Below are 25652 nucleotides of genomic sequence, written 5' to 3'. Positions count from 1 at the left end.
AGATGGAAATGCGGTGGACGGGGCCTGCTAGTCGTCAAATGCGCGCTTTTAGAGCGCAGACAATCCAGGCAGGCGCGGTATGATAACCGTTCCGGTCAGCCCAGCAGCAGGACTCACCCATGCGTCAGAAGCCCACCGTCATCGCCCGAGAAATCGTCGCTAGCAGCCGCCTGTTTCGTGTCGAGGAAATCCAGTTGCGCTTCAGCAACGGTGCCGAGCGCACCTACGAACGGCTGGTCGGGCGCGGCACTGGGCATGGTGCGGTGATGATCGTGGCCATGGTGGATGACGAGCACGTTCTGCTGGTCGAAGAATATTGCGGCGGTACTGGCGAATACGAGATCTCCCTGCCCAAGGGGCTGATCGAGCCGGACGAGGATGTACTCGATGCCGCCAATCGCGAATTGCAGGAAGAGGCCGGCTTCGGCGCCCGCAAGCTGGAACATCTGACCGAGCTGAGCCTGTCTCCCGGTTATATGAGCCAGAAGATCCAGGTGGTACTGGCCCGTGATCTGTATCCTCAAACACTGCCCGGCGATGAGCCGGAGCCACTGCGTGTGGATAAAGTCAGCCTGCGTGAGCTGTCCGCCCTGATCCAGCATCCGCAGTTCAGCGAAGGCCGAGCTCTGGCCGCTCTGTATCTGGTGCGCGATCTGCTGGAGCAGCGTGGGGAACTGAGCCGATGAGCCATCCGTTACTGCCTGCGGTACTGGAACTGGTGCAGCAGGCGGGCGTCGTGATTCTGCCGTTCTGGCGCCAGGGTGTTCAGGTGATCGAAAAAGCCGATGCCTCGCCGGTGACCGCCGCTGATCTGGCGGCCCATCGTGTGCTGGCCGACGGCCTGCAGGCGCTCGACGCGAACATTCCCGTGTTGTCCGAGGAAGACGCCGATATTGCCCTGAGCCAACGGGCGGGCTGGGATCGCTGGTGGTTGGTCGACCCGCTCGACGGTACCAAGGAATTTATCGCCGACAGCGAAGAATTTACCGTCAACGTGGCGCTTATCGAACGTGGGCAGGTGGTGTTCGGCGTGGTCGGTATTCCCGCCTCGGGCGTCATTTATTACGGCGGCAGCGGCCTGGGCGCCTGGCGCGCTGAACCGGGTGGCGAACCGCAGGCGATTACCGTACGTGAAACCCCCGAGAGCGGTTTGAGTGTGGTGGCCAGTCGGCGTCATGGCAGCGCCGAGCAGGAGCAGTTGCTGGCCGCTCTGGTTGCGCGCTTTGGCGATATTGAACGAATCAGTGTCGGCAGTTCGCTGAAGTTCTGTCAGCTCGCCGAAGGCAGTGCAGACTTCTATCCGCGCTTGGCGCCGACTTCGCAGTGGGACACCGCTGCTGCCCAGGGCGTACTCGAGGGCGCTGGCGGTGTGGTGCTGACCCTGCAGGGCGAGCCGCTGCGCTACGAGGCGCGGGAGTCGCTGCTCAACCCTTTCTTTCTGGCCTTGCCGGCTGATGTCGAGTGGCGCGAAGTGCTGGTGGAAGAAGCCAAGCGGCTAACGCCAGTTAATTAGCGCCTCCCCGGTCACCGCTATTTGCCAAACATTGTAGGCGCCGCGCCCCCGCGGCGAATCGTCTGGCCAGCACGGAAATCGCGGTATGGCCACAATCGTTCGCGCCGAGGTCGACGCTCCTACGGGGTTGTGGCGATGCGCTTTCTGTAGGAGCCGCGACCTCGCGGCGAATCGTATGGGCAACGCGAAAATCGCGGTATGGCCGCAATCGTTCGTGCCGAGGGCGACGCTCCTAGATGGACAGTGGCTTACACCTCAGTCGAGCATGTCGCGGTAGCGGTCATCCTGCTTGAACACCAGCGGCTGGGCGAAGCCCGGTACCTTGATCTGCTCGCTGCCGATATCGATCTGCGTGTCGTCGATCAGGTCGTTGCCGAAGTTGTAGATGATATCCAGCTGACCTTTCAGTGCCTGCTCGTCGTAGGCCCGCGCCGTCGCGCGGGTTTGCTCGCGACGCTGCTGGTAGGCGCTGAAGGCTGCCTCGCCGTGGCGCTTGCGCAGCATGCGCTCGACCACGTGGGGGGCGAGCACCACGGCGCTGGCATTGTTGCCGCCAAAACCCTTGGAGTTGATGAAGCACACGTCCATGCGCTGGTCGTGGCGATCCACGTTGCTGATGCTCAGGTGCTGCTGGTGCACGTCCGCAGCCACTTCATCGATGGTTTTGATGCCAGGAATGATGCCGTACTTGAAGGTACCCAGCGCGGAGATCACCTGGTCGCCACTGGCGGTTGCCAGGGAGTGGCCGACGAACGCTTTCACTGCCGCTACTGGCCAGCTGTCGATGGCGAAAGCCGCCGCTACGCGATCCAGCAGTTCGGATTCGGTGACCCGGTTGGCTGGCGTGCTGGAGCCGTGGGCATGCACGAAGCTGCGCTGGCGCACGGCATCGACACCCAGCAGTTGCACAGCGCTGGCCACGGCCTTGGCGACGGTCAGGTAGTTGCCTGGGCCCGGCGCAGAAATGGATTTCTTGAAGCCATCGGCGTTGATGAACACGTCGGTGGCGGCGCCGTGGATGTCGGCACCCAGTTGCAGGGCTAGCTCGTCGTCCATCAGCACGATGAACTGGCAGGCTTCCGACAGGGTGAAACCGCAGTTGTCGCCGAACGGGCGGCTGGCACGGCGGAAGTCGACGTCATCTTTCCCTTCGATCAGGCGCAGGCCGTCTTCGGTAGCCAGTGCGCCCATGGCGCCATAGCCCTCGATGCACTCGGCGTTGATCGGCGCCTCGCTGTTGCCAACGATCACTACTCGCGCCTTGCCGGCATTGATTTGCTCGATGCCTTTCTGCAGGTTGTAGAGGAACGTGGCGCAGGCGCCGGTGACGCTGCCGGTGGTGCCGACGCTGCCCAGCACGTAAGCGTTGATGAAGTCCGCAGGCATGGTGTTCAGGCCCAGGGCCAACTGCTTGGAGCTGACGCGGTGGCCCTTGAGGCGCGACTGCATCAGACCGCCGAAGCCGTTCTCGTCGAGCTGGCTCATGATGCTGCCGGCGAATACTGCGATCTCGTCCGGCGCAACCTGGTCGACGATGGTCTGCCACGGCACACCAGTGGCGCGCAGGGCGTCGGTAACGCCAACCACGGCCATCTGCAGGCCACGCGGGTGGAAGCGCGAGTTGTACAGTTCGCCTGGCTCGAAGCCGGTCGGCAGCTGCCCCGCGGACTTCACCGGCAGGGCGCGGTAACTGTCGACCTTGAATTCACAGCTGTCATGCAGGGTGACGCGCACGTCGTTGCCTTCGAGTTCTTCGACCGACCAGTTGGCTGGCAGCGGCTCGGGCAATTGCTTGCGGGTGCTGACGAAGGTCAGGCTGCCGCCTTCGCCGTTCAGGGCGATGCTCTTGTGCCAGTGGGCAGCGTCGGGGTCGAGGTGCTGTTTCTCGATACGGCGCACCAGGGTGGAAGCCAGCACCTGCTCGCCATAGCGACGCTCGATCTCCACGCCGGACAACGGCTCGCCGTCCAGGCTCTGGTAGTCGCCGTCGACCACGCGTACCAGCTTGGTCATAACGGCCAGACCGATGAGGGTTTCGCGGCGTGCCTGTTCGTCCAGCGATTCGATCACCATGCGGCGGAAACCGTGGTGGAAGGAGCTGCGGCCGGCGGCATTGTAGCCACCGAAACCGACGATCACAGGCAAACGAGACTTCACGCGGACACTCCTTCAACTAATTAGATCAGCACGCGCCATTATCGAGCGGATGCCGGGTCAGCGGATCGAGGCGAGGCGCGCGTCTCTGGCGAGAGGCGCCATGATGGAAATTCAGGTGCCTATGCTGACGCGATCCATGACCCACGAGTCACGACTTGATACAAGGTTACCCGTTATCGGTTGCGGCGGCACGACTCGCATGCGATCCGCCTGAAACAAAAAAGCCCGGCACTGAGGCCGGGCGTAATGGGGGCGAACCCCCATAAAGTGGAACGTCTTACATGCCCAGGAAGTTCGGCAAGCCCAGCGAAATGAACGGCACGTAGGTGACCAGGATCAGGAACGCCAGCATCACCAGCAGCCACGGCGATACCGCGCGTACCACGCGGGTCAGCGGCATGCCGGTGACCGCCGAGGTGACGAACAGGTTGAGGCCTGTAGGCGGCGTGATCAGGCCGATCTCCATGTTCACCACCATGATGATGCCCAGGTGGATCGGATCGATGCCCAGCTGCATGGCGATCGGGAACAGGATCGGCGCCAGGATCAGGATGATCGCCGACGGCTCCATGAAGGTACCGGCAACCAGCAGCACGATGTTCACCACGATCAGGAACTCGATCGGGCTGAAGCCCTGATCGACGACCCAGGCGGTGATCGACTGCGGGATCTGCTCGGTGGTCAGCACGTGGGCGAACAGCATGGCGTTGGCGATGATGAACATCAGCACCACGCTCAGCTTGCCGGCCTCGACGAACACCTTGGGGCACTCGCGAACGGTCATGTCCTTGTAGATGAAGATCGCCACGAACGCCGCATACACCGCAGCCACCGCAGCGGCTTCGGTCGGCGTGAACATACCCGAGTAGATGCCACCGAGGATGATCACGATCAGCGCCAGACCCCAGCCGGCCTTGCGCCCGGCGGTGAGGATCTCGGCCATCGACGCGCGCGGCAGCGACGGCATGTTCTTCACCCGGGCGATGATGTAGATGGTGATCATCAGGAACACGCCCAGCAGCAGGCCCGGCACCACACCGGCCATGAACAGCTTGCCCACCGAGGTCTCGGTCGCCGTGGCGTAGACCACCATGACGATCGACGGCGGAATCAGGATGCCCAGGGTACCGGCGTTACAGACGATACCGGCAGCGAACTCCTTCTTGTAGCCCGAGCGCACCATGCCGGCGATGACGATCGAACCGACCGCCGCTACCGTGGCCGGCGACGAGCCGCTCAGCGCAGCGAACAGCATGCACGCCAGAATCGCGGCGATGGCCAGGCCACCCTTGATGTGACCGACGCAGGCGTTGGCGAAATCGATCAGCCGACGGGCCACGCCGCCGCTGGTCATGAACGCACCCGACAGCAGGAAGAATGGAATCGCCAGCAGCGTGTAGTGCTCGCTGGTCTCGAACAGCTTGATCGCCAGCGAACGCACCGAGTCGTTGCTGAAGAACAGGATGGTCATGGCCCCGGACAGCCCCAGGGAAATCGCCACCGGAATGCCGATGAACATCAGCGCGAACAGGGCGACGAACAGAAATGCGATGGTCATCGTTTAGCCTCCGTCTCTTCGGCGAGTTTGATGGCGTCTTCGACTTCGCCGTGACCACCAAAACCAATCTGCTTGTCCTGAATCACCCGCACCAACACCTGGGCGAAACGCAGGAACATGAGAGAGAAGCCAATCGGCACGATCATCACGATGTGCCACTGCTGAACGCCGAAGCGATCCAGATCCTCGGCACCGGTGCCGATGTTGAACAGCACCGCGACCCACTGCTCGCTGGAGTAGGCCATCAGCGCGCAGTACGCCAGGCAGATGACCAGCGCAAGAATCGCCACGGCCTTCTGCAGAGCGGGTTTGAACAGGCGCACTAGCAGGTCGACGCCGATGTGCGCACCGATGCGCACGCCCCAGGCCAGGCCGACGAAGATCAGCCAACCGAACATGGCCTTGGTCAGGGCCACGCTCCAGGTCATTTCCTGGGCGACATAAAGGATGCCGTCGCCGATGCTGAACATCGCATCGTTGGCGAACGGCAGGGAATCGCCGAGGGCGTAGAAAAGCCCGTAGAGGTTGTTGAACACCACGTACGAGAAGGTGACCAGGGTCATGCCTGCAAGCAGGAACGCCACCATCATCTCTTCGGCTTTGTTCCAGACACGAGCGACAGCGTGCATGGGTTATCTCCGTGTATAAGAGCGGTCGCGAAGCGACGTAAGAGACAGCGACACCTGGGGCTCGGCAGCGGCGCTGCAGCCATCAGGTGTCAGTGTCGGTAAAGCGGGCAGCGACCCCGCTGAGAGCCTGTTCACGATCTGCTGCGCGTCGGCCCTACTGCGTTAAAAACAGGCTCGGAATGCTCATTTACAACTCGTAAACTCCGCTTCCTCGCCTGTTTTTGCCTTGTATGGCTCTAGCTCGCGAGATCGTGAACAGGCTCTGAGCCGCCGCCGCCGGGTGGGCTATTACAGCCCGGCCTCAGTTGGCCTGGTTGGAAGCTTCGGCAGCCTTGATCAGATCAGCACCGATCTCGCCTTCGAACTTCTTCCACACCGGACGCATGGCTTCGCGCCACTCTTCACGCTGCTCAGGAGTCAGGGTAACGATTTCAGTGGTGCCGGCATCGATGATGCGCTGCTTGTCGTTCTGGTTCAGCGCTTCGGCCTGCTTGTTCACCTCAACGGTGACCTCGGCCAGGATCGCGGTCAGCTCGGTACGGATGTCTTCCGGCAGGCCGTCCCAGAACTTGGTGTTGGTGATCACCATGTAGTCCAGTACGCCGTGGTCGGACTCGGTGATGAACTTCTGCACTTCGTGCATCTTCTGGCTGTAGATGTTCGAGTAGGGGTTCTCGGCACCGTTTACAACGCCAGTCTGCAAGCCTTGGTACACCTCGGCGAAGCTCATTTTGCGCGGCGCAGCGCGCAGGGCCTTGAACTGTTCGTCGAGTACGGCGGAAGCCTGTACGCGGAATTTCAGGCCACGGGCATCTTTCGGCTCGACCAGTTTCTTGTTGGCCGACAGCTGCTTCATGCCGTTGTGCCAGTAGCCCAGGCCGGTGATGCCTTTGCTTTCCATGCTGGTCAGCAGGGATTTGCCTTCAGGGCTTTGCTGGAAGCGATCCACCGCGCTGATGTCGTTGAACAGGAACGGCAGGTCGAAAATCTGGATCTGCTTGGTGTAATGCTCGAACTTGGCCAGGGACGGGGCGATGATCTGTACGTCGCCGAGCAGCAGCGCTTCCATTTCCTTGCCGTCACCGAACAGCGAGGAGTTCGGGTAGACCTGCACGGTCACCTTGCCGTCCATACGCTCGTCAACGAGCTTCTTGAACAGCAGCGCGCCTTGGCCTTTCGGGGTGTGCTCGGCAACCACGTGGGCGAACTTGATGGAGATCGGATCGGCAGCCTGGGCCATACCGGCGATGCTCAGCGACAGGGCGCAAGCCAGTGCCTTGGCAGTGAATTTGAACATGCGATGCTTCCTCTTGTTGTTGGATATCGTGCTGGGCGCCGAGGCGCTGAAACGAGCGAACAAGAGCAAGTCGAGGATTGCCGCTTGAGCGGCAGGATCGGTTGGCAGCGATTGGGCCTGGACTTGTACTTGTTTTTCGCTAGTTAGCACTAGAGCAAGCGCTGTGCCAGCATGCGACGAAAAGGCGCAGGACAGCTTTGCGTCATGCGCAAAGCCACGTATGGCAAGGCCTGCTCGATTTCAGGCGGAAGCTCTTTGAACCTGGATGCTGGCGGTGATACGAGATGAGTGGCTGAGGATAAGGTTTGGTCGGCAAGAATCCGCTTATTTAGTCGGCGTCCTCTGGCGAGCTTCCGCCAGCATCAGCGAAATTGAGGCCATGCTTGCGCAATTTGTCGTGCAGGGTCTTGCGCGGTACGCCGAGAGCTTCGGCCAGGCTGCGCAATGAACCGTGATTGCGGGTCAGTTCGGCAGCAATCAACGCGCGCTCGAAGGCCTCTACCTGTTCGCTGAGGCTGCCTGCTAATGGCGCGCTATGCAGCTGGCTGTTGATCGACAGCTCCAGGCCGAGATCCAGCCCCAGGGCGAAGCGCTCGCCGGCATTTTGCAGCTCGCGTACGTTGCCCGGCCAGGGATGGCGCAGCAGCATGGCCCTCTGGCCAGGCTGCAACTCGTGCTGTGTGAGGCCGTGGCGGGTACTGGCGTTGTTGGCGAAGTGCTGGAACAGCACCAGAATGTCTTCGCCGCGTTCGCGCAGCGGTGGAATACGCAGTGGCGCGACGTTCAGCCGGTAATAGAGGTCGGCACGGAAACGGCCCTGGTCGGCGGCGGTGCGCAGGTCTTCCTTGGTCGCGGCAATCACGCGGATATCCAGAGGGATCAGTTGGTTGCCGCCAAGGCGCTCGACGACGCGCTCCTGCAGTAGGCGCAGCAACTTGACCTGTACGTCCAGGCTCATGCTCTCGATCTCGTCGAGGAACAGGGTGCCACCATTGGCGAATTCGAATTTGCCGATACGGCGCTTCTGTGCACCCGTGAAGGCGCCAGGCTCGTGGCCGAACAACTCACTTTCCACCACAGACTCGGCCAGGGCGCCAGCGTTGATCGCCACGAAAGGGCCGTCGCGCCGGTTCGACAGGTCATGCAGGGCGCGCGCTACCACTTCCTTGCCAGCACCGGTTTCGCCGAGGATCAGTACATCGGTGCTGATACTGGCGAGGGAGCCGATCTGCTCGCGCAGTCGCAGGATGGCGGGTGAGTGGCCGATCAGGCGGCCTGATAGCTGTTGCCGGTCGGCCAGGGCCAGACGCAGGCTGCGGTTGTCCAGTACCAGGCGGCGCAGAGCCAGGGCGCGGCGTACGCTTTCCAGCAGGTCTTCGCTGGCGAAGGGCTTCTCCAGGAAGTCGTAGGCACCGGCACGCATGGCTTGCACGGCCAGGGGTACGTCGCCATGGCCGGTGATCAGCAGCACCGGCAGCTCGGGATCCTGCTCGTGCAATTGCTGCAGCAACTGCAGGCCGTCGACGCCGGGCATGCGGATATCGCTGACCACCACGCCGGGCCAGTCGCGGTCGATACGCTCGGCGAGGCCTTTGGCATCGGCCAGGGTGGTGACCTTGAGCCCTGCCAGGTCGAGGGTCTGGCTGAGGGCCTGGCGCAGGTGCGGGTCGTCGTCGATCAGCAGAACCTGGGTGCGGGCGTCGATGGTGGTCATACGGCGAAGTCCTCGGGCGGCTGGATGTTCACGCCATTTTCGGCGGTGTGCAGGCGCAGGATCAGGTGAGCGCCCCCTTTGGGATGGTTGCTAAACAGCAACTCGCCACCCAGGGCGCGCATCAGGGTGTCGCAGATCGCCAGGCCAAGGCCGAGGCCCTGGGCACTGGTCTTGGTGGTGAAGAAGGGTTCCCGGGCGTGGGCCAGAGCGGTCTCGGAAAAGCCTGGGCCATTGTCGCGCAGGTGCAGCTCGACCAGGTTGTCGTGCAGCTCAGTGCTGATCCAGATGCGCCGCGGCTGCGCCCGTTCGCCAAGGGCGTCGAGGGCATTGGCCAGCAGGTTGCTGAGCACCTGGCGCAGGCGAGTTTCGCCGGCCTGTACCCAGAGCGTGGCATCGGGAAGGTCGCGGATCAGCTCCACGTCCATGGCGCGCCGGCGCTTGGCCAGCAGCGCCAGAGCATCGTCGATGGCCGGTTGCAGGGCCACGCTTTCCGGGGCATGGCGGTCGCGACGGGCGAAGGCGCGCAGGTGAGCGATGATCGAGGCCATGCGCTCGGTGAGCTGACTGATCAGCTTCAGATTGCCGCGAGCATCTTCGGTGCGCTGGTGATCGAGCAGCACGCCGGCGTTTTCCGCATAGCTGCGGATGGCTGCCAGTGGCTGATTGAGCTCATGGCTGATGCTGGCGCTCATGGTGCCCAGGGCCGTCAGCTTGCTGGCCTGCACCAGTTCGTCCTGGGCCTGTACCAGCTCCTGTTGGGCCTGCTCGCGCTCCAGTACCTCCTGTTTCAGGCGGCTGTTGAGGCGCTCCAGATCCTGGGTACGCTCCTGCACACGCTGCTCCAGTTCCTGACGAGCGCGGGTGCTGAGGGCGATGCGGTCGAGGTAGTGACGGCGCCGCTGCATCATCAGGCCAAGGAGCAGAATCAGCACCAGCAGGGCACCGCCGCCGATGGCCACCACGGTGCGTACCGAGCGGTCGAGCACCACGCGGGGGGCGAGAATGCTGACGCTCCAGCCGGTCTCGTCGAGCACCCGGCTTTGGGTCAGCCAGACATCGGCATCGAGGTGCAGGGGCGGCGGGGACTGGGTCGGATACGGCTGGATGGCGGCTATAGAGGCGCGCTCGGCCTTGTCCAGCGGGCGACTGGCGTGAAACCGCCAGTCCGGTCGCGAGGTGAGGATCACTACGCCATTGCCGTCGGTCACCAGCAGTTGCTCCGGGGTATTGCCCCACAGGCTCTCGGTGTGGTCGAGGTCGACCTTGATCACCATCACGCCAATCTTCTGGTTGCCATCGTAAACGGCGGAGGCGAAGTAGTAGCCACGCTTGCCAGAGGTGGTGCCAAGACCGAAGAAGCGCCCCAAGCGGCCGGCCAGGGCTTCCTGGAAGTAGGGCCGGAAGGCGAAGTTGCCGCGCACGAAGGTGTCCTGCTGATCCCAGTTGGAGGCGGCCAGGGTTTCCCCGGCGGGGTTCATCAGGTAGATCACGTCGGCACCGGTCTGCTGGCGCACCCGCTTGAGCAATTGGTTGGCAGCAGCCTGAGCGGCCTCGTCTCCTGGCGTCGCCAGTACGGTACGCAGGCCCGGCAGGTCGCCAAGAATCGGTGGCAGCACTTCGTAACGGCGTAAGGTGCCCAGCAGGTTGGCCACGTACAGGTCGAGGGTCTGGCGATTCTGCTCGGTCAGCTCGGTGCGGTAGTAGCGCTCGGCAATGTACTGCAGCGGCCACAGCAGCGGTGCCAGCAGCAGCGCCAGCAGGGCCAGGCTGCGCCAGCGTGGGCGTTTGGGCATGGTGGTGGGAATCGTGTTCATGAAATAGGCGCCAGAGAGACCTGCGCATTATGCACGCAAGTAGTCGTCACTGGCGCTCAGACGATCGGTTGCTGCTTAGCGAGGGTTACCCAGACACTCCAGCAATCCGTCTTGCCATTTCGGCAGGCGCACGCCCCAGTCGCGCTCCAGGCGAGTGCCGTCCAGCCGCGAATTGAGTGGGCGCTGCGCAGGTGTCGGGTAGTCGCTGGTGGTAATCGGCGTCAGGTGTGCGACGGATTTGCCTTGGGCCCGCAACTGCGCGGCGATGGCTTCGGCGAAGCCGAACCAGGAGGTCTCGCCGCGAGCGGTGAAGTGGTAGAGGCCCCAGGCTTCGGTTCGCTCAGTTTGCCAGCGCTCAATCAACTGCTGCGTGGCGGCGGCGATACTACCGGCCCAGGTCGGCGCACCGATCTGGTCGGCCACCACGCTGAGCTGCTCGCGCTCCTGCAGCAGGCGCTGCATGGTCAGCAGGAAGTTGCGCCCGTGCAGGGAATACACCCAGCTGGTACGCAGGATCAGGTGCTTGCCGCCGACTGCGGCGATGGCTTGCTCGCCGGCCAGCTTGCTGCGCCCATACACACCGAGCGGATTGGGCGTGTCCTCCTCGTGATAGGCGGCGGGGTTGCTGCCGTCGAACACGTAATCGGTGGAATAGTGGATCAGCGGCACGTCGAGGTCGGCCGCTTCCTCGGCGAGCACGCCGGGGGCGGTGGCATTGATCGCGAAGGCGGCGTCCGGCTCGCTTTCTGCCGCATCCACCGCCGTGTGCGCGGCGGCATTGACGATCAGTTCTGGGCGCAGATGGCGCACGGCCTCACGAATGCGCCCGGTATCGGCAAGGTCCAGTTGTTCGCGGCCCAGCACGATCAGCTCGTGCTCAGAAACTACCTGCGTTGCCGCTGCTTCGCCTACGTTTCTCAAAGGATTGTTGAGCAGCAATTGCAGCTCGCGGCTGACCTGGCCGTGCTGGCCGAGCAGAAGGATCTTCATGGAAACAGCTCGGCCTCGTCGAAGCGCAGACCCTGCTGATCCTTCGCCGAGAGTTTCGGGTCGCCTTGCAGCTGCCAGTCGATGGCCAGCTTGGGATCGTCCCAGCGGATGCAGCGCTCGTGGGCCGGCGCGTAGTAATCGGTGGTCTTGTAGAGGAATTCGGCGAACTCGCTGAGCACCAGAAAGCCATGGGCGAAGCCTTTCGGTACCCACATCTGCCGCTTGTTGTCGGCGGACAGGTGGGCACCGACCCACTGGCCGAAGGTCGGCGACTGGCGGCGCAGGTGCACACGGCGACGTCATACACCTCGCCTGCGCTGACGCGAACCAGCTTGCCCTGGGCCTGTTGCACCTGATAGTGCAGGCCGCGCAACACACCGCGCTGCGAGCGGGAATGGTTGTCCTGCACGAAGGTGGGGTTCAGGCCGGTCGCTTCGGTGAAGGCCTGGGCATTGAAACTCTCGAAGAAGAACCCCCGCTCATCCCCGAATATCTTCGGTTGCAGAATGAGTACATCGGGGATTTCGGTTTGGATGACTTGCATCAATTGTCCTCAGCCAGACCGAACAGGTACTGGCCATAGCCGGTTTTGCCGAACGCCTTGGCCTGCAGCAGCAAGCGGTCGCGGTCGATCCACTCCTGCCCATAGGCGATTTCCTCCAGGCAGGCGACTTTCAGACCCTGGCGATGTTCGATGGTTTGCACGTACTGCGACGCTTCCAACAAGCTGTCGTGGGTGCCAGTGTCGAGCCAGGCGAAGCCACGGCCGAGGCGTTCCACGCGCAGATCACCACGTTGCAGGTAGGCATTATTGACGTCGGTGATCTCCAGTTCGCCACGCGGCGACGGTTTGACCGCCTTGGCGATCTCGATCACATCGTTGTCGTAGAAATACAGCCCGGTCACCGCGTATTGAGAGCGCGGCTGGGCCGGTTTTTCTTCGATGGAAATGGCCTGGCCCTGAGCATCGAACTCGACCACGCCAAAGCGCTCGGGATCGCGAACCCAGTAACCGAACACCGTGGCGCCCTTGTCCGCGGCTGCGGCACGCAGCAGTTTTTCGGTGAAGTGCTGACCATGGAAGATATTGTCGCCGAGGATCAGGCACACCGAGTCGTCACCGATGAACTGCTCGCCAATGATGAAGGCGCGCGCCAGGCCGTCTGGCTCAGGCTGTTCGGCGTAGCTCAGTTGCAGGCCGAACTGGCTGCCGTCGCCAAGCATCTTCTGGAATTGCGGCAGGTCGTGGGGCGTGGAAATGATCAGGATCTCGCGGATGCCAGCCAGCATCAGCACCGACAGCGGGTAGTAGATCATCGGCTTGTCGTAGATCGGCAGCAGCTGCTTGGACACGCCCAGGGTGATCGGGTGCAGGCGGGTGCCGGAGCCTCCGGCGAGAATGATGCCTTTCACTGTGCTTGCTCCTTGGGGGCGCCGAGCCGTTCACGTTGATAGCTGCCGTCCTGTACGCGGCGGCACCAGTCGAGGTTGTCGAGGTACCAGCGCACGGTCTTGCGCAGGCCGCTGGGGAAGGTCTCTTCCGGCGTCCAGCCCAGTTCGCGCTCGATCTTGCTGGCGTCGATGGCGTAGCGCAGGTCATGGCCGGGGCGGTCGGTGACGAAGGTGATCTGTTCGCGGTAAGAGCCCGCCGCACGCGGTTGCAGCTCGTCGAGCAGGTCGCAGATGGCATGCACCACGTCGAGGTTCTTCTGCTCATTGTGGCCGCCGATGTTGTAGGTCTCGCCAACCGCGCCGCGAGTGACCACCTGCAGCAGGGCGCGGGCGTGATCCTCGACGAACAGCCAGTCGCGTACCTGCTGGCCGTTGCCATACACCGGCAGCGCCTTGCCATCCAGGGCATTGAGGATCACCAGCGGGATCAGCTTCTCCGGGAAGTGATACGGGCCGTAGTTGTTCGAGCAGTTGGTCAGCAGCACCGGCAGGCCATAGGTGCGCTGCCAGGCGCGTACCAGGTGATCGGAGGCGGCCTTGCTGGCCGAGTAGGGCGAGCTGGGTGCGTAGGGCGTCTGCTCGGTGAACAGGTCGTCGACGCCGTGCAGGTCGCCGTACACCTCGTCGGTGGAAATGTGGTGGAAGCGGAATGCCTGACGACGCTGTTCGTCCAGGCCCAGCCAGTAAGCGCGGGTGGCCTCGAGCAGCGCATAGGTGCCGACGATGTTGGTCTGGATGAACGCTGCCGGGCCGTCGATGGAACGGTCGACGTGGGACTCGGCAGCCAGGTGCATGATGGCGTCCGGCTGGAAGCGTTGCAGGGCATCGGCCACCGCGGCCTGATCACCGATGTCGGCCTGCAGGAAGCTGTAGCGCGGGTCGCTCTCGACCTGCTGCAAGGATTCCAGGTTGCCGGCGTAGGTCAGCTTGTCGAGGTTGAGCACTTCATGATCGGTATCGTTGATCAGATGACGAATCAGCGCGGAGCCGATGAAGCCCGCGCCGCCGGTGACGAGAATACGCATTGAAGATAGCCCGACGGTAAAAGTGTGAAGTATGCCTGCCCATCGGGTTTTGCGTACAGCCGGTCAGCCCTGGCCGATCTGCGGTGCAGTGATCGTGTCGCGCTCCAGCAGGGTTTCGAAATGATCCAGATCGAGCAGGAAAGAAGACTTGGCGTTGCCTTGGGTGTCGTGCATGCGGTGCGCGTAGAAGTGCTCTGGCGCGGACGCTTCGATCAGCTTGGCGAGCTGTGCAAAGGGCAGTCGATAGATGCCGGCCAGGTAATCGACACGGCCGAAGCGCGATTCGGTTTGCGTCCAATCGACCCAGTAATAGATGTCGATCTGTGGATAAAGCCGCGAATAGCGCTCGTAGTCCTTACGGTTGAATGTGACCGTGCGCCGTGGGTTCAGACCATAGCGGGCGCTGACGAAGAACGGCGTGTTCTGCACCTTTAGATCGGCCAGCCGACCCTCTACCAGTAGATCCGGGGCGTAGGGGTTGTGCGATTTTTCCGGGTTTTCCATCGCGGTTAGCCGCAGGTGGCGGCTACACAGCTCGACGAAGCTGCGCTCCAGATGCAGGCCGTGGTGGCACCACCAGCCTTTGTCTTCGGTGTTGTGGATGACGCGGTCGTTGCGGATAGGCATCGGTACATTCCTTGTCCGTGGAGTGGGGCGGTTGCCGATCCTGGCAACCGTGAAGGGCATGCGAGTAACCCACATGCCCTTCAGTCTAGACGCTCACAGCTGCGTGCTGGAAAAGGTGTCGCAGGCACTGACCTGGCCGCCTTCGAAACCGGTGGTGAACCAGCGCACGCGTTGTGCCGAGGTGCCGTGGGTGAAGGAGTCCGGTACCACCTGGCCGCGGCTTTTTTGTTGCAGGCGGTCGTCGCCGATGGCGTTGGCGGCGTTCAGGGCCTCTTCCAGATCGCCGGGCTCAAGCCAGTCCAGTCGACGCTGCGCGTGGTGTGCCCAGATTCCGGCCAGGCAGTCGGCCTGAAGTTCCTGGCGAACCAGCAGACCGTTGGCACCCTCCAGGCTCTCACCGCGCTGGCGCGCCGCATTGACCTTGGCGGAGACGCCCAGCAGGGTCTGCACGTGATGGCCGACCTCATGGGCGATCACGTAGGCCTGTGCGAAGTCGCCCGCTGCGCCGTAGCGCTGCTCCAGATCGCGGAAGAAACTCAGATCCAGATAGACCTGCTTGTCGCCTGGGCAATAGAAGGGGCCAACTGCCGAACTGGCGAAACCGCAGGCCGAGTTCACGCCGCCATCGAACAGCACCAGGGTAGGATCCTGGTATTGGCGATTGGCGGACAGGAAGATCTCGCGCCAGGTATCTTCGGTATCCCCGAGCACTGCCCGCACGAACTCCGACTGCTCGTCATTGGCGGCGGGATTATCCGTCTGACTGCTGGAGTAACCTCCCGATTGGCCCGCCAATTGACCCAATATCTGCAGCGGATCCTGGCCCATCAGTAGGCCGACCACCACGACAATGGCGATACCGCCCAGGCCCAGGCCGCGGCCACCACCGAAGCGCGACCCTCCGCCGCCGCGGGCATCCACCACGTTGTCACTGCGTCGTGCTCGTTTCCAGCGCATGGTGATGTCCTTTTAATGGGGCGATTCAGTTGCCCGGATAGCTACTGACCACGCTTTCGTCGCCTTGTGCGTCCAGGCCGATGACCTGATAGGCATCGCGAATATTGCCGCGTTCCATGCCCGGCGAGCCGGTGGGCATTCCAGGGGCGGCGATGCCGAGCAGATCAGGGCGCTCACGCAGTTTGAGGATGTCGGCCGCCGGGACATGGCCCTCGACGAATTTGCCGTCGATCACGCCGGTGTGGCATGAGCCCAGGTGCTCGGGCACGCCCAAGCGCTGCTTGACCGCGTGCATATCGGTTTCGACATGATCGTTGACTTGGAAACCGTTGGCCTGCAGGTGGCTGATCCAGCCTTTGCAGCAGCCGCAGTTGGCATCGCGGTGCACGTCGATGGTGGGCGGCTCGGCGGCCTGAACGATGCTGGCGAACAAGCCGGCGAGCAGAAGCAATGGGCGCATGCTGGAAATCCTCCATGGTGTTTCGCGAGCATAGCGCCGGGACGCAGTGTTTACCTCATTTGGATGGTTTGCTGCGGCCCGCTACGCCAACGCCTTCCAGCCGCCGCATTGAGTGGCCTATGCTCACTGCCTGTGATTAGAGGAGTTCTGCCATGTTGTTTGCCCGTGTTTTTCTCGCTGTGCAGATCCTGGTGCTCGCCGGCTTTGGCGTGGCTTATTTCCTGCGCCCGCAAGAGATGGGCGCAATCAGCGGCATGTTGCTGATGGAGGCGTCGGCGGTGACAGATGTAAGGGCCTATTACGGCGCCTTGCAGGTCGGTGTGGCGGTCTTTCTTGCGCTGGGTTTGTGGCTGCGCGAGCTGACCCGCCCGGCGTTGACGCTGCTGCTGGTGCTTTACGTCAGCCTGGCACTGGGGCGCATTGTCGGTATGTGGCTTGATGGCGGCGCGCAGCAGACCTTCAACCTTTGGGCAACGTTGTTCGAAGTGGTATCCGCCGGTCTTGCCGGGTGGGCGTTGCAGTGCTTGCGTGAACGTCGCCAGCCACAGGTGCGAGCAGCTGATGAATGAACTGCATATACGGGCAGCCTGCGCTGCGGATGCCGACGCGATCAGTGAGGTTATCGTCCAGGCTTTGCGGCAAAGCAATGCGCTGGACTATCCACCATCGGTGATCGAGCGCGTAGCGTGCAATTTTACGCCAGCTGCGATTGTGCAGCTGCTTGCGATCCGTTTAGTGCTGGTAGCTGAGATCGAGAACGCTATCGTCGGCACCGCCAGTCTGGATGGTGAGGTGGTAAGAACGGTTTTCGTAGCGCCTGCTGTGCAAGGGCGCGGTATTGGCCGGGCGTTGATGTGTGCGATCGAGCAGGCTGCGCTGCAGGCAGGCGTGCGACGGTTATCTGTTCCCTCCTCGCTGACGGCCCAGGCGTTTTATGTTGCGCAAGGCTATACCCTGGTTCGCGAGGTTGTGGACAATGATGAGCGCACGCTGGTGATGGCGCGTGACCTTTGATCAACCACTTTATTTCAGGCAATAAAAAACCCGCCGAAGCGGGCTTTTACTGACCAATGCCAACATCCTGTCGGCTGCCATCCTGGCTATGGTCACGTCATCCATGACCCCGAGCACGTCCTGTGCTGCGGGAATGTGGTTAGATTACGGTGTCATCGATCTGTCGGCGAGAGCGAACCCGCGCGTTGTCGTGTAAGCCTTTCGCTATAGCTGCGCTGGAGCATCGACCGGTTCACGGGCGCTCGCCCTGTTAAACACCTCCCTACAAGCTTTAACAACCTTTAACAACACCGCTCTGCCATCCCTCCCTAGGCTTCGAGTCGTTGCAGGAAAGCCCGCTCATCGAGGTGGTTTTCCTGAAACCGGTTATCACCGCTGGTGGTGCCGCCAATTACCCTTAGATTCGTTCGGAGATATCCCATGGCTGAGACTCCTGCAGTAAACAGTGGCAACTCAGACGCCGCCATCGACAAGATGTCCGCAGTGTTCGATATGGCGATCGAGAAATCCGCCAAGATCACCGAAATCACCACGGCCAAGAAAGCCGAGCTCGACGCGACCAAGCAGCGTCCGCAGAACTGACCCGGGCTGCAGGCGGCGCTCGGCGTCGCCTGCAACCTGCGTCTGCGCCGTTATCGGCACCTTTTCCATCGAGTGCATGGTCTGGCCGTTCTGGCTGGATATGTCGTTCGATAGCGCGATCCCCGAGCCCTGGTGAGTCCTATGACTGCGATAGCCTCTAGTTCCGTCCTGCCGAACAGCGGCGACCTGCCCCGTCTGGATGTGACCGCAGGCGTTCACCGTGGTGTTTCCCTGCCACTGGATGAAGCGGTGTACAGCATCGGCAGTGGCGCTGCGGCGAATCTGATGCTGCGTGACGCCGGGGTTGCGGAGCGTCACCTGACCCTGCGTTTCAGTGCCCGCCACGTCGGCGTCGAAGCCACTGGCGGCGACGTGCGGGTAATCCGCGCCGGTCGTGAAACCACAATCGCGCGCGGGCACGGCTACCGCGGCCGACTGCCAGTAGATATCCGCATCGGCGAAGCGACCCTGCGCCTCGCCATGCCCCAGCGCGGTGGCCCGGCTGCCAACCCCGTGTGGTACGGCAAGGCGCAATGGGCAATCGCCGCGCTGTTCATGTTCATTTGTGCGGGCGCGCTAGCGATGCTGCGCGACACCCCGATATACGCCTCTGAGCCCGAGTCGCTGCAGCGCCTGACTATTGCCGAGGAGCAGCCGGCAGAGGCGCCCAAGGCAGCGTCACTGCAACTGGCCCGCGCCGACCTGGCCAGCCAGGCCAAGGCCGCCGGGCTGAACAATCTCAAACTTGACGCCAGTGCCGGTCAGGTACGCGTCAGTGGCACTGTGGAGCCAGGACAGAAGCAGGACTGGCTGGCCCTGCAGCAGTACTTCGATGGCCGTTACGGGCGCCAGTACGTACTGCGCGGCGATGTCAGCGTGCGCGAAAACGCCGTCCGCCCACGGGTCAATTTCCAGGCCGTGTGGTTCGGCGACAACCCCTACGTGATCAATGCATCGGGTGCGCGCCTGTATCCCGGTGCACCGTTGGAAGGTGGCTGGAAGCTCGAACGTATCGAGGACGGTCAGGTGGTGCTGGCGCTTGGCGATGAGCGCTTCGCTCTCACACTCGGGCCTTCGCCAGTGCCTGAGGGCTAGCATGAAGATCGATTCACGCGCCCCACTGGCCCATGTCGATTCGGCTTCGCAGGTTAGTAACCGAGCCGATCTGCTACCCACATCGATAAAGCCTTCACCTGCTCCTCGTGAGCCTAGCCTGCCGCGCACGCCGCCGCTGCCGTCGGTGCAGGATGACCTGCAGGCGCTGGAGCTGGCTGCTGGTGTGGAGCCTGGGCTGTTCGCTGGCTCGCGACCCGCGGAAATTCTCGAGGACATTCTCGAACGTATCCTGCCGACGCTGCCGCTCGACGGCGAAACCAGAACGCTGGCCATGGCCCTCGTCCGCGAAGAGCTCGACACCCGTCAGGCTCTGGATCGGCAGCGGGTCGAAACCGAGACGGGGGAATGATGCCGCGCGACGATCATGATGCCGCCAAGCTGTTGCAAGGCCTGGGCGATCTCTATCTGCGGGTTGGTCAGGGGCAGCGCGCGCTGGTGCTGTTGCTGCTGGCCGTGCAACTAAACCCGGACGACCGCGTGCTGCTGGCCCGCCTGGCCGCTGCCTTCACTGCCATCGGCGATGGCGAGCGGGCGTTGCGTACCCTGGATCGCCTGCATGCGCTGCAGGGCGAATCGGCCGCCTGGCTGCTGCTGCGCAGCCGTGCCCTGTGGAGCACCGGCCAGCACGCCGAGGCCCGCACCTGTTTCGCCCGCTACCGGCAACTGCGCCAGGAGCGTGAAGCATGATGGCGCGCCTCAGTGCTCTGGCGAGCATGGCCGCGCAGCGCACCGAGGTGGTGGTCATCGCCTTTATGATGATGGCCATCGTGATGATGATCATCCCGCTGCCGACCTATCTGGTCGATACCCTGATCGGTATCAGCATCGCGTTGAGCATTCTGGTGCTGGTGGTGGCCTTCTACATCAGAAAACCATTGGAATTGTCGGCACTGCCGGCGCTGATTCTGCTCAGTACCCTGTTCCGTCTGGCCCTGTCGATCAGCACCACACGGCTGATTCTGTTGCACGCCGATGCCGGGCATATCATCGAAGCCTTCGGCAAGTTCGTGATTGCCGGCGAGGTGGTGGTGGGGCTGGTGATCTTCCTGATCATCACCGTGGCGCAGTTCGTGGTGATCACCAAGGGTGCCGAACGGGTTGCCGAGGTGGCCGCACGCTTCAGCCTGGATGCCATGCCCGGCAAGCAGATGAGCATCGACAACGACTTGCGTAACGGCGATATCGATGCCAACGAGGCCCGTCGTCGGCGCTCCGATCTGCAACGCGAGAGCCAGCTGTTCGGCGCCATGGACGGCTCGATGAAGTTCGTCAAAGGCGATGCCATTGCCGGCCTGATCATCCTTTTTGTCAACCTGATCGGCGGATTGCTGATTGGCATGCTGTCACGCGGTATGTCGTTCGCCGACGCGGGCCATACCTACTCGCTGCTCACTGTTGGTGATGGCCTGATCTCGCAAATTCCCGCGCTGTTGATCGCTGTCGCGGCCGGTACCGTGGTCACCCGGGTCAACAACGAGGCTGAGCAGGTCGACCTGGGTACCGAGATCATCCGCCAGATGGGCAATAGCCAGCGTGCGCTGACGATCACGGCATTGATTCTGCTCGCGGTAGCTTTTATTCCCGGTTTTCCAGCTGCGGTGTTTCTCGGTTTGTCAGCGGTGCTCGGCCTGTGCGCCTGGATGCTGCGGCGGCGTCAGAATCGTGAGCTGGAAGCCGACATGACGCTGCCCGAGGTGGTCGAGGAAACCAGCGAGGTCGAGCCCGAAAGCGAAGCGCAAGCGTCGTCCGCAGCGGCTGACTCACGTGTGCTCGTGTCCCTCGGCCCGGCGCTGGCCGAGGCTGTACCTCTGCAGCCCTTCAAGCAGCGCCTCGAGGTGCTCTGTCACGATTTACACAACGAGCTGGGCATCGAATTTCCGATGCCGTCGGTGCTGGTCGACATGGCCGCTCCGGCGGGCAGCTACCGTGTCGAACTGGAAGGCGTGCCGGTGGATCAGGGCGAATTGAACCCTGCCCAGGTACTGCTGCGCGACGACCCGGTGCACCTGCAACTGCTCGACATCCAGGGCGAGGAGCGCGCATCACCGCTGAGCAGCCGCCCAGGTCTGTGGATTGCCGGTGAACACCAGGCCGATCTGAGTGATGCCGGCATCGTCTATTTGCGGCCTGACGAAATTCTCCGTGACCTGATGGCGCGCACCCTGCGCCGTTACGCCGGGGACTTTCTTGGTATCCAGGAAACCCGCCAGTTGCTCGCCCATCTCGAGGAGAGCCACGGCGAGCTGGTCAAGGAAGCCCTGCGTGCCGTGCCCTTGCAGCGTATCGCCGATGCGCTGCGTCGGCTGGTCGCCGAAGGTGTATCGATCCGCAACCGCCGTGCGCTGCTCGAAGCGATGGTCGAGTGGGGTGGTCGCGAAGGTGACGTCGGGCGTTTCAGCGACCACCTGCGCAGCGCGCTGGCTCGTCAGATCAGCCATCAGCACGCCGATGAAAAACGGGTGATCGCCGCTTTTGTGCTGGGCTCGGCCCTTGAGGCTCAGCTGCTCGAGGCGGCGCGTCAGCAAGACACCGGCCGCGGTGAAATCCGCGCTCGGGAAGCTACCCGCGGCCTGCTCAAGGCGCTGCGTCAGCAGTGCGCGCAACTCCCCGAACAGATCAAACCGACCCTGGTGGTACACCCCGAGTTACGCCGTCGGATCTTGCGCCTGTGCATTCGTGACGAACTGGAGATGGCCGTGCTGTCCTTTACCGAACTGGCTCCGGAATACAGCCTGCAGGCGATCAAGGTGATCGGCACGCCGGCCACCACGCGGGCGGAAAGAAATGAACCCGCACCTGCTGCTCTGGCAGGTGCGACATGATGCGTGGGCTGTTGCTGATGCTCTGCTGCATGCCGTTGCTGGCCGTGGCGCAGGCGCCGCTGGGCGGCAGCATCGATCTGGCGACGGGGGAGGGGCGCATCATGCGTTTCGCCGAGCCGGTGGACGCGGTGATGGTCGCCGAACCGGGCGTCGCCGACCTGCAGGTGGTGTCACCTGGCGTCATCTACCTGTTCGGCAAGCGTGCCGGGCACACCACGCTGGTAGCGCTGGGCAGCGACGAGCGGGAGATCGCCTCGCTGCAGATCAACGTCGGCAGTAATGGCCGGCCGATCAGCAGCGCGCTGCGCAGCAGCCATCCGCAGAGCCGCACCGAAGTGAAGGGCGTGGGCAACCGCCTGGCGGCCCGCGGCCAGGTCAGCAGCGTCGGCGAGGCGCTGGATCTCAATGCCATGCTCGACCCTACCGGGCAGGAGTGGCAGGGCGCGGTGAACACCGCGACCTATCCGGGATCGGCGCAGGTCAACATTCGCGTGCGCTTCGCCGAAGTGTCCCGCGAGGAACTGCTGCGCTACGGCGTGAGTTGGAATGCGTTATTCAACAACGGCACCTTTTCCTTCGGCCTGCTCACCGGCGGCAACCTGGCTGCGGAAGCGGCGAGCGGCGCTTCCAATTTGATCAGTGCCGGTCTGGACAGCGGCAACTTCAATATCGACACCGTGCTCGAGGCGCTGCAGAGCAATGGTGTGCTGGAGATTCTCGCCGAACCCAACATCACCGCCATGACCGGTGAAACGGCGAGCTTCCTGGCGGGCGGCGAAGTGCCGGTGCCGGTGCCGGTGAACAGCGATCTGGTTGGCGTCGAATACAAATCCTACGGCGTGTCGCTGCTGTTCAGCCCGACACTGCTGCCCAATAACCGCATCGGTTTGCAGGTGCGTCCGGAAGTCAGCAGCCTGATGGGCGGCAGCACCCTGGAGGTGTCCGGGTTCCGCGTGCCGTCGTTCCGCGTGCGCCGCGCTGATACCCGTGTCGAGGTGGGCAGCGGGCAGACCTTCGCCATCGCCGGCCTGTTCCAGCGAGAGAATTCCCAGGATCTGGAGAAAGTCCCACTGCTCGGTGACATGCCGATCCTCGGCAACCTGTTCCGCTCCAAGCGTTTCCAGCAGAACGAAACCGAGCTGGTGATCCTGATCACGCCCTATCTGGTCGAACCGGTGCAGACCCAGGCCATGCTCACGCCACTCGACCGCACCGTCGGTGCGCGTGCCGATGCACCGGCGCGCAGCAGTTCTTTCGGGTTCCACGTGCAATGAACGGGAGTACCGCGATGACGCGTCTGAGCGTGTTGTCCATCTGCCTGCTGCTGGGCGCCTGCCAGACCGAGCTGCAGGCGCCGAGCTATTCCCACGGCTACCAGACCATCGTCGACGGTAGCGGCCAGACCTTGCTGGTGCCGGATGCCTGCCGTCGCGTCAGCGATGAGGGCCAGCCGGTCGACGAGCGTGAGCTATTGCCACTACCGCCCGGCTGCGCCAACAACGCCAATCTGCTGCAGATGGTCGAGCGCCGTGGTGACCTGCTGCGCGGCCGGCAGACCGGCCCGACGCTGGCCGCGCCGGTGGGGCGGGCGGCGCAGTCGTATCTTGAGGGCTACGAAACCGATGAGAAGCGCCGCCGCCGGCAGGAGCAGGCGGCGCAGAGCGATACCGGAGGCGGCCAATGAGCCTCGCCATCACACGGCAGAAGCCTCTATTTGCCGGCGCTCAGGCCCAGGGCACGCGCCCGTTCGGCAGGGTCGGTGATGGCGGCGATGCGCCGGGCTTCGGCGATCAGCACCTGGCGCTCAGCCGCGCTGGTGTCGTCGAGTTGCACGCTGGCCGGTTTGCCGCTCTTGCCAGCCAGCACCTGGATCAGCAGTGCATTGCGCTGGTGGCGCAGTTGCGCGGTGGGCGCGCGGTCGATGCCGTCGATCTCGCGCAGCGCATTGGCATTGTCGCCATTGAGGGCATAGGACAGCGCCAGGTTGCTGCGCGCATCGAGATCGCCGGGAGCCAGCTTGCGCGCGGTGGCGAAGGCACGTTGCATGGCGGCGATATTGCCCAGCTGCGCTTCGGCGGCGCCCAGGCGGGCGAAGGCCTGGGCGTCGGTGGGCAGCTGTTCGGCAGCGCTGGCAAGCAGCGGCTGGGCGCGTTCCGGGTAACCCAGGCGCAACTGTGCAGTGCCCAGGCCGAGCAAGCCGAGAGGGTTGTCCGGCTCCAGCGCGACGGCTTTCTGGTAGGCCTCTTCCGCGCCGCGGGTATTACCGCTGTCCAGCCGCGCGCGGCCCAGTCGCTGCCAGGCCTCGAAACCGGCGCCGGGCTGTTCGGCGGCGCGCTGATACAGAGTCGCGGCGGTACCGCGGTCACCGCGTGCCTCGACATCGTTGGCCAGTTTCATCAGGCGTTGGTAGGCGTCATCGCCCGCTGGCGCGGACGCATTGCTGGGCGCGTTGCTGCTGCAGGCGCCCAGCAGGGCGAAGCTGGCGAGCAGCAGGATGTGGCGGGGGGAAATCGACGGCAAAGGCGCTGCTCCTGGGTTGATCCGGCACGTGCTGGGCATTCTATAGAGCCATCTTCGGCGGGGTATGTGAAGCGGCTGCGAAATCTTGTGATTGTTGCCGGCCGGCGGTTGTTTCATCGCCCTGCCTGCGCCGATAGTGGTTTCGTCAGGCGTGGTCTGGCGCTGTCCCTGCTGTTGCTGGCGGGCAGTGCGGGGCTGGCACGCGCCGAGGCGACGCCGCAGTGGTACGAACAGCCCTATGCCTACGTGGTGATCAATCAGGATCTGCGCAGTGCGCTGGAAGCCTTCGGGCGCAACCTCGGTCTGCCTATGGCGATTTCCAACCGGGTCAAGGGGCGGGCGCAGAGCAATCTGCGGGCTTCCAGCGCAGGCGAGTTTCTCGACGCGCTGTGTGGCAACAGCGGCCTGACCTGGTTTTTCGACGGCAACATGCTGCACGTGAACAGTGAGGAAGAGATCGAGATTCGCCAGTTCGAACCCAGCGGTTTCCAACTCGACGAGCTGCAGGCCTCCCTGGACGAGCTGGGAGTAGCAGGCAAGCACCTGTCCCTGCGCAGCAGTTTTCACGGCGACGGCATGCTGATTTCCGGGCCGCCGCCCTACATGGCGCTGGTTCAGCAACGTATCGATCAACTGCAGAGCCCGGTGGTGGCAGAGCCCGAAGTGGTTCGCGAGCGGGGTGTGCGGGTGTTTCGCGGTAGTGCCGGCATCCAGGTGGTCAAGGGTGCGGACGAATAGCAGGTAGCTTTTCAATATTCAGGTGAAAGGAGAGATCCCATGGCAGTCAGTTCGGTAGATGGCAACAGCACGGTAGAGAACACCCCTGAGGCCGAGTTCGACCAGGCGCTCGAGAACGCACAGGCCGGGGACGACCTCACCGACGACATGATCACTCAGGCGATCATCCTCGGCGGCCAGTTCATCGTCATGCCGCGGGCCCAGGAGATCCTCAAGGAAGCCACCGCGGACGACGAAGAATAACCACGGGGATCGGCCATGACAGTCAGCGCAGCAGTTGCCACGGCGGCCCCTTCGGCCGCCGGCCAGGATGTCGCCCAGGTCTCGCAGAACCTGTTCGAGCACATGGCCAGCCAGGCCAAGGGTATGCCTCAGGGCGCCAGTCCGAACCAGATCGGTGAGAACCTGATGGAACGACTCAACGGTTTCATCGACCGCTCGCGGGGGTTCTCCGACGCAGCCGCGGTGGAGCGCACGCCCTACGTCAGCAGCTCGCCGGTGGACAAGGGCGCTGGTGTCGAGCCGGGTAAGGTCAACGAACAGCAGATCGATCGCCTGGTCGGCTCCCTCAGCCGGGTCTTCGATTACTCCATCGAAACCCAGATGGTGGTGCGTGGCGCCACGCAGATTTCCGGTTCTGCCAACACCCTGCTAAGGGGCCAGTGAC

The 25652-nt window shown here is 63.3% G+C and carries 27 protein-coding genes and 1 pseudogene; 14 read left to right on the top strand and 14 right to left on the bottom strand.

Going from position 1 to position 25652, the window contains the following annotated elements:
* The first annotated feature begins 119 nt into the window (after positions 1–119).
* Complete coding sequence (nudE, locus tag K5Q02_RS02075) at positions 120–686, top strand: ADP compounds hydrolase NudE (RefSeq protein WP_225835883.1); 567 nt, start codon at positions 120–122, stop codon at positions 684–686.
* Entirely contained in the window at positions 683–1513 is an 831-nt protein-coding gene (gene cysQ / locus K5Q02_RS02070; protein ID WP_225835881.1) for a 3'(2'),5'-bisphosphate nucleotidase CysQ, read from the top strand. Before nudE ends, cysQ begins: the two co-directional genes overlap by 4 nt.
* A gap of 255 nt (positions 1514–1768) precedes the next feature.
* Here the strand turns inward: cysQ and K5Q02_RS02065 are convergent, their stop codons facing one another.
* From K5Q02_RS02065 to K5Q02_RS02005, 13 genes and pseudogenes are all read right to left on the bottom strand, one after another.
* The gene (locus K5Q02_RS02065) at positions 1769–3670 is read right to left on the bottom strand and encodes a beta-ketoacyl synthase (RefSeq protein ID WP_225835879.1); all 1902 of its coding nucleotides are present in this window, start codon (positions 3668–3670) and stop codon (positions 1769–1771) included.
* Between the two features lie 277 nt (positions 3671–3947).
* Complete coding sequence (gene dctM / locus K5Q02_RS02060) at positions 3948–5228, bottom strand: C4-dicarboxylate TRAP transporter large permease protein DctM (protein ID WP_225835878.1); 1281 nt, start codon at positions 5226–5228, stop codon at positions 3948–3950.
* Positions 5225–5857 carry a TRAP transporter small permease gene (locus K5Q02_RS02055; RefSeq protein WP_225835876.1) on the bottom strand — a complete coding sequence of 211 codons (633 nt, stop codon included), beginning with the start codon at positions 5855–5857 and terminating at the stop codon, positions 5225–5227. Before K5Q02_RS02055 ends, dctM begins: the two co-directional genes overlap by 4 nt.
* Positions 5858–6158: 301 nt before the next feature.
* The gene (dctP, locus tag K5Q02_RS02050) at positions 6159–7154 is read right to left on the bottom strand and encodes a C4-dicarboxylate TRAP substrate-binding protein DctP (protein ID WP_225835874.1); all 996 of its coding nucleotides are present in this window, start codon (positions 7152–7154) and stop codon (positions 6159–6161) included.
* Positions 7155–7482: 328 nt separating this feature from the next.
* The gene (locus K5Q02_RS02045) at positions 7483–8868 is read right to left on the bottom strand and encodes a sigma-54-dependent transcriptional regulator (protein ID WP_225835872.1); all 1386 of its coding nucleotides are present in this window, start codon (positions 8866–8868) and stop codon (positions 7483–7485) included.
* Positions 8865–10682: a sensor histidine kinase gene (locus tag K5Q02_RS02040; protein ID WP_225835870.1), complete on the bottom strand. Its 1818-nt coding sequence runs from the start codon at positions 10680–10682 to the stop codon at positions 8865–8867. Before K5Q02_RS02040 ends, K5Q02_RS02045 begins: the two co-directional genes overlap by 4 nt.
* A gap of 75 nt (positions 10683–10757) precedes the next feature.
* Positions 10758–11672, bottom strand: coding sequence for a dTDP-4-dehydrorhamnose reductase (gene rfbD, locus K5Q02_RS02035; RefSeq protein ID WP_225835868.1), 915 nt, complete (start codon positions 11670–11672; stop codon positions 10758–10760).
* A pseudogene (gene rfbC / locus K5Q02_RS02030) lies at positions 11669–12216 on the bottom strand (dTDP-4-dehydrorhamnose 3,5-epimerase). The gene rfbD and the pseudogene rfbC overlap by 4 nt, the downstream one beginning before the upstream one ends.
* The gene (gene rfbA, locus K5Q02_RS02025) at positions 12216–13085 is read right to left on the bottom strand and encodes a glucose-1-phosphate thymidylyltransferase RfbA (RefSeq protein ID WP_225835866.1); all 870 of its coding nucleotides are present in this window, start codon (positions 13083–13085) and stop codon (positions 12216–12218) included. The pseudogene rfbC and the gene rfbA overlap by 1 nt, the downstream one beginning before the upstream one ends.
* A complete protein-coding gene (gene rfbB / locus K5Q02_RS02020) occupies positions 13082–14149 on the bottom strand; it encodes a dTDP-glucose 4,6-dehydratase (protein WP_225835864.1) in 1068 nt (355 codons plus the stop codon). The genes rfbA and rfbB overlap by 4 nt, the downstream gene beginning before the upstream one ends.
* A gap of 63 nt (positions 14150–14212) precedes the next feature.
* On the bottom strand, positions 14213–14776 hold the full coding sequence (locus K5Q02_RS02015; RefSeq protein ID WP_225835862.1) for a hypothetical protein: 564 nt from the start codon (positions 14774–14776) through the stop codon (positions 14213–14215).
* A gap of 93 nt (positions 14777–14869) precedes the next feature.
* Positions 14870–15733, bottom strand: coding sequence for a KPN_02809 family neutral zinc metallopeptidase (gene ypfJ / locus K5Q02_RS02010; protein WP_225835861.1), 864 nt, complete (start codon positions 15731–15733; stop codon positions 14870–14872).
* Positions 15734–15758: 25 nt separating this feature from the next.
* Entirely contained in the window at positions 15759–16193 is a 435-nt protein-coding gene (locus K5Q02_RS02005) for a DUF411 domain-containing protein (RefSeq protein ID WP_225835859.1), read from the bottom strand.
* A gap of 152 nt (positions 16194–16345) precedes the next feature.
* On the opposite strand from K5Q02_RS02005, the gene K5Q02_RS02000 reads away from it, so the two are divergent.
* The 9 genes from K5Q02_RS02000 (at position 16346) to K5Q02_RS01960 (ending at position 23411) form a co-directional block, all read left to right on the top strand.
* Complete coding sequence (locus K5Q02_RS02000) at positions 16346–16762, top strand: DUF4345 domain-containing protein (RefSeq protein ID WP_225835857.1); 417 nt, start codon at positions 16346–16348, stop codon at positions 16760–16762.
* The gene (locus K5Q02_RS01995; RefSeq protein ID WP_225835855.1) at positions 16755–17207 is read left to right on the top strand and encodes a GNAT family N-acetyltransferase; all 453 of its coding nucleotides are present in this window, start codon (positions 16755–16757) and stop codon (positions 17205–17207) included. The genes K5Q02_RS02000 and K5Q02_RS01995 overlap by 8 nt, the downstream gene beginning before the upstream one ends.
* Positions 17208–17627: 420 nt before the next feature.
* The gene (locus K5Q02_RS01990; RefSeq protein ID WP_179539244.1) at positions 17628–17789 is read left to right on the top strand and encodes a hypothetical protein; all 162 of its coding nucleotides are present in this window, start codon (positions 17628–17630) and stop codon (positions 17787–17789) included.
* Positions 17790–17930: 141 nt separating this feature from the next.
* Positions 17931–18884: a SctD/MshK family protein gene (locus tag K5Q02_RS01985; protein ID WP_225835853.1), complete on the top strand. Its 954-nt coding sequence runs from the start codon at positions 17931–17933 to the stop codon at positions 18882–18884.
* 1 nt (position 18885) lies between these two features.
* Positions 18886–19254 (top strand): hypothetical protein, encoded by a 369-nt coding sequence (locus K5Q02_RS01980; RefSeq protein WP_225835851.1) that lies wholly within the window; start codon positions 18886–18888, stop codon positions 19252–19254.
* Positions 19251–19592 (top strand): type III secretion protein, encoded by a 342-nt coding sequence (locus tag K5Q02_RS01975; RefSeq protein ID WP_225835849.1) that lies wholly within the window; start codon positions 19251–19253, stop codon positions 19590–19592. The genes K5Q02_RS01980 and K5Q02_RS01975 overlap by 4 nt, the downstream gene beginning before the upstream one ends.
* Positions 19589–21727, top strand: coding sequence for a type III secretion system export apparatus subunit SctV (gene sctV, locus K5Q02_RS01970; RefSeq protein WP_225835847.1), 2139 nt, complete (start codon positions 19589–19591; stop codon positions 21725–21727). Before K5Q02_RS01975 ends, sctV begins: the two co-directional genes overlap by 4 nt.
* Positions 21728–21744: 17 nt before the next feature.
* A complete protein-coding gene (locus tag K5Q02_RS01965; RefSeq protein ID WP_225839932.1) occupies positions 21745–23001 on the top strand; it encodes a type II and III secretion system protein family protein in 1257 nt (418 codons plus the stop codon).
* 14 nt (positions 23002–23015) lie between these two features.
* Positions 23016–23411: a hypothetical protein gene (locus K5Q02_RS01960; RefSeq protein ID WP_225835845.1), complete on the top strand. Its 396-nt coding sequence runs from the start codon at positions 23016–23018 to the stop codon at positions 23409–23411.
* Between the two features lie 26 nt (positions 23412–23437).
* On the opposite strand, the gene K5Q02_RS01955 is transcribed toward K5Q02_RS01960, so the two are convergent.
* Positions 23438–24238 carry a tetratricopeptide repeat protein gene (locus K5Q02_RS01955; RefSeq protein ID WP_442964033.1) on the bottom strand — a complete coding sequence of 267 codons (801 nt, stop codon included), beginning with the start codon at positions 24236–24238 and terminating at the stop codon, positions 23438–23440.
* Positions 24239–24355: 117 nt separating this feature from the next.
* On the opposite strand from K5Q02_RS01955, the gene K5Q02_RS01950 reads away from it, so the two are divergent.
* From K5Q02_RS01950 to K5Q02_RS01940, 3 genes are all read left to right on the top strand, one after another.
* Positions 24356–24985, top strand: a complete 630-nt coding sequence (locus tag K5Q02_RS01950; RefSeq protein WP_225835842.1) for a type III secretion protein — start codon at positions 24356–24358, stop codon at positions 24983–24985.
* Positions 24986–25024: 39 nt separating this feature from the next.
* Complete coding sequence (locus tag K5Q02_RS01945) at positions 25025–25228, top strand: hypothetical protein (RefSeq protein WP_225835840.1); 204 nt, start codon at positions 25025–25027, stop codon at positions 25226–25228.
* A 102-nt stretch (positions 25229–25330) separates the two neighbouring features.
* Entirely contained in the window at positions 25331–25651 is a 321-nt protein-coding gene (locus K5Q02_RS01940; protein WP_442964032.1) for a hypothetical protein, read from the top strand.
* The last annotated feature ends 1 nt before the right edge of the window (position 25652 follow it).

The sequence above is a fragment of the Pseudomonas sp. MM211 genome (assembly GCF_020386635.1).
Classification (GTDB): Bacteria; Pseudomonadota; Gammaproteobacteria; order Pseudomonadales; family Pseudomonadaceae; genus Aquipseudomonas.
The sequence above is the reverse complement of the archived record's forward strand: the minus strand, read 5'-3'. Positions and strand labels throughout refer to the sequence as shown.

Coding starts and splice junctions, on each gene's coding strand:
- nudE (WP_225835883.1), top strand. CDS start 120: ATGCGTCAGAAGCCCACCGTCATCGCCCGAGAAATCGTCGCTAGCAGC.
- cysQ (WP_225835881.1), top strand. CDS start 683: ATGAGCCATCCGTTACTGCCTGCGGTACTGGAACTGGTGCAGCAGGCG.
- dctM (WP_225835878.1), bottom strand. CDS start 5,228: ATGACCATCGCATTTCTGTTCGTCGCCCTGTTCGCGCTGATGTTCATC.
- K5Q02_RS02055 (WP_225835876.1), bottom strand. CDS start 5,857: ATGCACGCTGTCGCTCGTGTCTGGAACAAAGCCGAAGAGATGATGGTG.
- dctP (WP_225835874.1), bottom strand. CDS start 7,154: ATGTTCAAATTCACTGCCAAGGCACTGGCTTGCGCCCTGTCGCTGAGC.
- K5Q02_RS02045 (WP_225835872.1), bottom strand. CDS start 8,868: ATGACCACCATCGACGCCCGCACCCAGGTTCTGCTGATCGACGACGAC.
- K5Q02_RS02040 (WP_225835870.1), bottom strand. CDS start 10,682: ATGAACACGATTCCCACCACCATGCCCAAACGCCCACGCTGGCGCAGC.
- rfbD (WP_225835868.1), bottom strand. CDS start 11,672: ATGAAGATCCTTCTGCTCGGCCAGCACGGCCAGGTCAGCCGCGAGCTG.
- rfbB (WP_225835864.1), bottom strand. CDS start 14,149: ATGCGTATTCTCGTCACCGGCGGCGCGGGCTTCATCGGCTCCGCGCTG.
- K5Q02_RS02015 (WP_225835862.1), bottom strand. CDS start 14,776: ATGCCTATCCGCAACGACCGCGTCATCCACAACACCGAAGACAAAGGC.
- ypfJ (WP_225835861.1), bottom strand. CDS start 15,733: ATGCGCTGGAAACGAGCACGACGCAGTGACAACGTGGTGGATGCCCGC.
- K5Q02_RS02005 (WP_225835859.1), bottom strand. CDS start 16,193: ATGCGCCCATTGCTTCTGCTCGCCGGCTTGTTCGCCAGCATCGTTCAG.
- K5Q02_RS02000 (WP_225835857.1), top strand. CDS start 16,346: ATGTTGTTTGCCCGTGTTTTTCTCGCTGTGCAGATCCTGGTGCTCGCC.
- K5Q02_RS01995 (WP_225835855.1), top strand. CDS start 16,755: ATGAATGAACTGCATATACGGGCAGCCTGCGCTGCGGATGCCGACGCG.
- K5Q02_RS01990 (WP_179539244.1), top strand. CDS start 17,628: ATGGCTGAGACTCCTGCAGTAAACAGTGGCAACTCAGACGCCGCCATC.
- K5Q02_RS01985 (WP_225835853.1), top strand. CDS start 17,931: ATGACTGCGATAGCCTCTAGTTCCGTCCTGCCGAACAGCGGCGACCTG.
- K5Q02_RS01980 (WP_225835851.1), top strand. CDS start 18,886: ATGAAGATCGATTCACGCGCCCCACTGGCCCATGTCGATTCGGCTTCG.
- K5Q02_RS01975 (WP_225835849.1), top strand. CDS start 19,251: ATGATGCCGCGCGACGATCATGATGCCGCCAAGCTGTTGCAAGGCCTG.
- sctV (WP_225835847.1), top strand. CDS start 19,589: ATGATGGCGCGCCTCAGTGCTCTGGCGAGCATGGCCGCGCAGCGCACC.
- K5Q02_RS01965 (WP_225839932.1), top strand. CDS start 21,745: ATGCTCTGCTGCATGCCGTTGCTGGCCGTGGCGCAGGCGCCGCTGGGC.
- K5Q02_RS01960 (WP_225835845.1), top strand. CDS start 23,016: ATGACGCGTCTGAGCGTGTTGTCCATCTGCCTGCTGCTGGGCGCCTGC.
- K5Q02_RS01945 (WP_225835840.1), top strand. CDS start 25,025: ATGGCAGTCAGTTCGGTAGATGGCAACAGCACGGTAGAGAACACCCCT.
- K5Q02_RS01940 (WP_442964032.1), top strand. CDS start 25,331: ATGGCCAGCCAGGCCAAGGGTATGCCTCAGGGCGCCAGTCCGAACCAG.